This is a genomic window from candidate division KSB1 bacterium (assembly GCA_022562085.1).
Classification (GTDB): domain Bacteria; phylum Zhuqueibacterota; class Zhuqueibacteria; order Oceanimicrobiales; family Oceanimicrobiaceae; genus Oceanimicrobium.
In genome coordinates this window covers 1-5,930 of record JADFPY010000290.1, presented here as the reverse complement: position 1 = coordinate 5,930, position 5,930 = coordinate 1, and the positions used below count along the sequence as shown (strand labels likewise).

5 protein-coding genes are annotated in these 5,930 nt (G+C 47.6%); 4 read left to right on the top strand and 1 reads right to left on the bottom strand.

The features are described from left to right. From IH879_18275 to IH879_18260, 4 genes are all read left to right on the top strand, one after another. Positions 1-1,294: M56 family metallopeptidase (locus IH879_18275; GenBank protein MCH7676871.1), on the top strand; the 1,294-nt coding region annotated here is incomplete at its 5' end. 221 nt (positions 1,295-1,515) lie between these two features. After that, entirely contained in the window at positions 1,516-2,601 is a 1,086-nt protein-coding gene (locus IH879_18270; protein ID MCH7676870.1) for a Fic family protein, read from the top strand. 225 nt (positions 2,602-2,826) lie between these two features. Then, positions 2,827-4,680 carry an ATP-binding cassette domain-containing protein gene (locus IH879_18265; GenBank protein MCH7676869.1) on the top strand — a complete coding sequence of 618 codons (1,854 nt, stop codon included), beginning with the start codon at positions 2,827-2,829 and terminating at the stop codon, positions 4,678-4,680. Between the two features lie 51 nt (positions 4,681-4,731). Further along, complete coding sequence (locus tag IH879_18260) at positions 4,732-5,442, top strand: pirin family protein (GenBank protein ID MCH7676868.1); 711 nt, start codon at positions 4,732-4,734, stop codon at positions 5,440-5,442. A gap of 157 nt (positions 5,443-5,599) precedes the next feature. On the opposite strand, the gene IH879_18255 is transcribed toward IH879_18260, so the two are convergent. Continuing rightward, positions 5,600-5,930, bottom strand: a 331-nt coding sequence (locus IH879_18255) for a hypothetical protein (GenBank protein MCH7676867.1), incomplete at its 5' end; no start/stop codon positions are given.

Genomic DNA, 5,930 nt, shown 5'->3' with positions numbered 1-5,930 from the left:
GTTGAGTTACTGTCTCCTTCTGCCGGCTACTTTCAGCAGATATTTTATCGGTAATCAACTGAACGAGGGGTTGTCCGGATCTGTCCTCGCAATCCCGGCCCGGCAGGTTGCATTGCAAGTCGCCGCGGTGAGTCAGCGTCTCAGCGGCGCTGAAATGTTGGGCAGGTTGCTGGTTGCAGGCGTTGCGCTAAGCCTCATCTACTTTATTGTGAAGCTTGTGATTCTATATCTCCGCCGCACGAAATTACGCCCATGCAAGAACCCTTGGGTGTCGCGGTTGTTGAAAGAGCTGCAAGCGGAATTGGCATTGAAAAAAGAGGTAACTTGTCTGATCAGCCCGGATGATATCTCACCTTACAGCATGGGTGTTTTTAAACCCATTATTGTTTTGCCGGCCCAGATTCTGACTTCTGCACCGGAGAGATCTCTTAGAATCGTTCTCAGTCATGAATTGATTCATATCAAAAACCATGATTACCTGAAGAATATTTTGCAGAAGTTCGTGCGGGCGGTGGTCTTTTTTAATCCGTTCGCCCTAGTCTTGGACGCCTATATTGACCGGGTACGGGAAATGGCCTGCGATCGGGATGTGCTCTCCCTGCTGCCGATCAAGAGGGGAGAATACGCCAACACAATCTTGGATTTAAATCTTGTTGCAACAAGAAAATTAACCCACAGCGCTGTGATTCCTTTTTCACAAAACAAATCAAACCTTAAAAGGAGAATTATGAAAATGAAAGTGTCGAACAAGCGGGATACGCTCGCCAAAAACGTCCTGGTCGGACTGGTCGTCCTGATTTTTGTTGTGGTGCTGAGCTGCACCAACGACAACACAATCACCTCTACGGATCAATCCGCCGAAATTACCGAAGCTACCAAAGAGATGGCCAAACTCGAACTCATTATTGATGCCCGGGCCGTACATAAACTTCCTGCGGATCTAAGAAAGGCCATGGAATTGAAATCGGCAAAAAAGCTGCATTTGATTCGAGAGTACAAAGAAGGCGCGAAAGCAGAGTACTTTCACTCCAAAGACGGTGTCGCGGGGGAAGCTATAGAGCGGCACAAAAGGGAAGCTATTGAGCGGCACAAAAAGTTGGCATCGGGAGATGTGGTTGTTGAGTTTATTGGCGAGCTGCCGGAACTCAAGATGAAGGCCCATAAGGCTATCAAGGCAGTCGGTGAGGAGCATATCAAAAACATGAAGCTATACCGGGCTGGTGAACTTCTGCACGAAGGGAAACCGAGTTTGAAGCACGAGAAGAAAAGTTTCAAGAAAAAGCCGCAAAAGTAAGAGAAATATTGTTCAGGCCAGGAAAAATTTTCCTGGCCTTTTTCTTCTATTTGCCCCACATAAATAAAAGTTGACCCCGCGAATATTGAGAACTTTCCATTTGACTTGCTTCCCTGAATTCTGTAAATTATCTGCTTAAAATCCCGAAGAATACTGCATTTGTTGCCGCCACGCAAAACCTGAGTGCGGGAATTAGCGCAAATAATAAATAGGAGTTAGCAATGCCGTTCGATCCGGCCGAACCCTACAATGCTCTGCCGTTGCTGCCGCCTAAAGCAGATTTGGAAACAAAGGCTGTTTTAAAGAAAGCGATTGCCGCCAATAAAGCGTTGGCAGAGCTGAAGGGCCTGGGGCAAACCATCCCCAATCAAACCATGCTCGTCAACACCATCACCTTGCAGGAAGCCCAGGCCAGCTCCGAGATTGAGAATATTATCACAACCGCAGATGCGTTGTTCAGGGCTTTTTCAGCCAAAACCGGTCAAATAGACCCGGCGACCAAAGAAGTGCTGCGCTATCGGGAAGCCATTTGGGATGGCTACCAGGCGCTGAAAAGTAAACCCACACTTACAACCAACCTGTTTATTCAAATCGTGCAAACTATCAAAAAAAATCAGGCTGGCATACGAAATATATCGGGTACAAAAATTGCGAACGACCGCACCGGCGAGGTGATTTACACACCGCCGGAGGGTGAGGGAGTCATCAGAGAAAAGCTCAAGAATCTGGAAGAGTACATCCATGCCGAGAATAAAATCGACCCATTGATTAAGCTCGCGGTCATTCATTACCAATTTGAGGCCATTCACCCTTTTTCAGACGGCAACGGCAGGACGGGCCGTATCCTGTGTATTCTCTATCTTATTCAGCAAAGCCTGCTTGAATTGCCGGTGCTGTACCTGAGTCAATACATTATCAACAGGAAATCGGATTATTACCGGTTTTTGCGCGAGGTGACAGAAAAAAGTCAGTGGGAGCCCTGGGTGCTTTACATGCTTGAGGCTGTTGAAAACACGGCTGTACAGACCAAGCAGAAAATTATTGCTATTCGTGACTTGATGCAGCAAACCCTTCTCGAAGCGAAAGAAAAACTTCCAGGTCGGGTCTACTCAAAAGAACTGATCGAATTGCTTTTTAAGCAACCTTATACCAAGGTGCAATTCTTGGTTGACGAAGGACTTGCAGAAAGAAAGACAGCAGCAGTTTACTTGAAAGCTCTTGAAACTAAAGGTTTTATTCAAAGCAAAAAGTTAGGCAAAGAACTCCTCTATCTTAATCAAAAACTCTATGATCTTTTGTCTCGATAAACGTGTCCATAACGTGGACATGTTATGAAAACGTGTCCAAATTTTATTGATTTATGGACACGTTATTGAAAAAACGTGGTCATGTCAGGACCATGTTTAAACAACGTGGTCATTTTTCGTTGATTTGTGACCACGTTATTGCGACATAGATCAAAATGACCCACGTTATAAAGTGTGTCATTGAATGTCTTAATTTGGAATATTCAACACAAAACCCCACATAAAATGATTAAAGCCATTAACCTCGAAAAATCTTACGGCAAACAAATTCTTTTTAAGAATTTGAGCTTCAATGTAAATCGCGGTGAGAAAATAGGCCTGGTCGGCAGAAACGGCTTTGGCAAAACCACCCTGTTTCAACTGATTCTGGGCCGTGCCGAACCGGATGAAGGGACGATTTCCATTCCGCGCGGGTACCGGATTGGCTGTCTTGAGCAGCATATCAAGTTCAGCAAAGAGACCGTGCTCGAGGAAGGGTGCCTGGGCCTGCATGAAACCGAAGAACACGCTGAATGGAAGGTTGCAAAAATGCTCTCCGGGCTGGGATTTTCAGAAGAGGATATGCAGCAGCACCCATCGACCTTTTCAGGCGGCTTTCAAATCCGGCTCAACCTGGCCAAAGTGCTGGTCGCAAATCCAGACCTTTTGCTCCTCGATGAACCGAATAACTACCTCGATATTGTCGCCATCAGGTGGCTGACAATTATTTTGAGATCGTGGAAAAATGAGCTCATGCTGATTACTCATGACCGCCAGTTCATGGACGGCGTGACCACGCATACCATGCTTATCCACCGGCAGAAAGTAAGGAAAGCCGCCGGAAACACGGAAAAACTCTACAACCAGATCGCACAGGAAGAAGAAATATACGAAAAAACCCGCCTGAACGACCAGAAGAAAAGGCAGCAAACCGAGTTGTTTATCCGGCGGTTTAGAGCGAAAGCCCGGCTGGCAGGAATGGTGCAATCCCGGGTCAAAAGTCTCGAGAAACAGAAAAAACTGGATGCGTTGGAAAAACAGCAAACGCTTGACTTTGCGTTTAATTCCGTTCACTTCCCTGCGGCACGGATGATGGCAGCGCAGGATCTCTCTTTTTCTTATTCGGAAGAAAAACCGTACCTGATCGACAACTTTTCTTTAAACATCGGGAAGGCGGAAAGAATCTGCGTGATTGGAAAAAACGGCAAAGGAAAATCAACTTTGCTGAGGATCCTGGCTGGCGAACTTAAGCCTTTGAGCGGAAGCATCAGTACGCACCCGAAGCTGAAAACAGGTTTTTTTGGTCAGACCAATGTTGCGAAACTCAATGCTAATAAAACCATTGTTGAAGAGATTACGAGTGCAGATTCTCAATGCCTGCCGCAAATGGCAAGAAATATTGCCGGCGCTATGATGTTCTCAGGAGATGCTGCGCTCAAAAAAATATCCGTGATTTCGGGCGGTGAAAAAAGCCGGGTTCTGCTGGGAAAACTTCTCGTTACTCCCTCTCATTTGCTGCTTCTGGATGAACCGACCAACCATCTCGACATGGAGTCCTGCGATTCTCTCATGGAAGCAATTACCGAGTTTGACGGCTCCGTGATCATAGTCACTCATAACGAAATGTACCTGCATGCTCTGGCCCAACGGCTGATTATCTTTGACAAAGATCGCGTCTCCCTTTTTGAAGGCACCTACCAGGACTTTCTCGATAACGTGGGATGGGAGGATGAAACTGACCTCAAAAGCTCCAACCGCAAAGCACCGGCCAAAAGCCTTACAAAAGCCGATCGCAAAGCGCAAAAAAAAATGAAAGCGGAATTGCTTCAGGAAAAGACCAGAGTTTTAAAGCCCATGGCTGAGAAGATTAGTGAGATTGAAAGCGCCATCGAACAGTTGGAGTCTGAATTCCGCGAAAATACCGAGCTTCTGGTGAAAGCCTCAAGCGAAGGCAATGTGGAGGCAATCGCGGCACTGCCAAAGAAAAATGGTGTCTTGCGCCCGCAGATTGACGAGCTTTATGAACAGCTGGAAAAAATCACGTCCATTTATGAAAAAGAATCTCTGGAGTTTCAAAATAAACTGGAAAAGTTGCAGTGAGAGAGGCGAGTAAATCACCGGGAGAGTGCTTCTTTTTCAAAAGGACCAGTTATGCAGAAAACCGTCCATCAAGCAAATTCCCGCGGCTATTTTGACCACGGTTGGTTGAAAACCCATCATTCTTTCAGTTTCGGGAGCTGGTACGATTCGGAGCGAGTCAATTTCGGCAAACTGCGTGTCCTCAATGACGACATCGTCGAGGTGGGTCGCGGCTTTGGCCGCCATCAACACGACAACATGGAAATCGTCTCCACCCCACTCAAAGGAACCTTGGCGCACAAAGACAGTGGCGGCCACGAGGAAGTCATCAAACCGAACGACGTCCAGGTTATGTCGGCTGGCACCGGCATCTGGCACTCGGAGTATAACCATTCTGCGCAAGATGAGGTAAACTTCCTGCAAATCTGGATCCTGCCAAACGGAGAAGGACATGAACCGCGCTACGACCCGGCCACTTACGATCCTGCGCAGCGTAAAAACAAAATTCAGACCATTGTTGCACCCAAAGAAGCAAATGCTCTCCTCTGGTTGAATCAGGATGCCTATTTTTCGTTAGCCGATCTCGATGAAGGAAATTCCGTTGATTACTCCCTGCACAGCAAAGAAAACGGCCTCTACCTTTTCGTCATTGAAGGAGAAATCGAAACTGCTGGCGAACAACTCGGAAAACGAGACGCCATCGGAATTTGGGAAACCGACACCATCCGCCTCCCGGCATCACGACCTTCCAAGATTCTGCTCATCGAAGTCCTAATGGCTTAATGTTAGATATCACTATTCGCAATTATCTCTCCCACAGCAATTTGCCTTTCTGTCTTGAGTCATCTATCTTTAAAAAGCTCAATGTGAATTTTTATCTCCAGATGGTGGATAAAAATCCCCCTAAATCCCCCTTTAGGAAAGGGGGACTTTTGCTCGGTTAGACCCTGGCCGGCGGCGCCAGCCAGCGGCCGATGTGGGTCCTCCGGTAGAGATCAAAGGGCATCTTCCAGGCTGTTTGGTCCAGCATCAGACGGACTAGGACCTTGCTTCGCATGGGCGCGGACGCGAGGTAGGCAACGCCGCCGACCAAGGGCAGCAGGGACAGAGCCATCACCAACGGGGTATGGACGTTGGGCGTCCGGCCGGTTCCCGTATCGCCGGAGCGGCCGAATTGGGTCTTGAACCAGAAAACGAAGGTCCACAAGAAACGCGCCAGACTTCGCATGCCGGGGATGGGCAGGGCGATAGCCACGCTCATGATCAGGTGG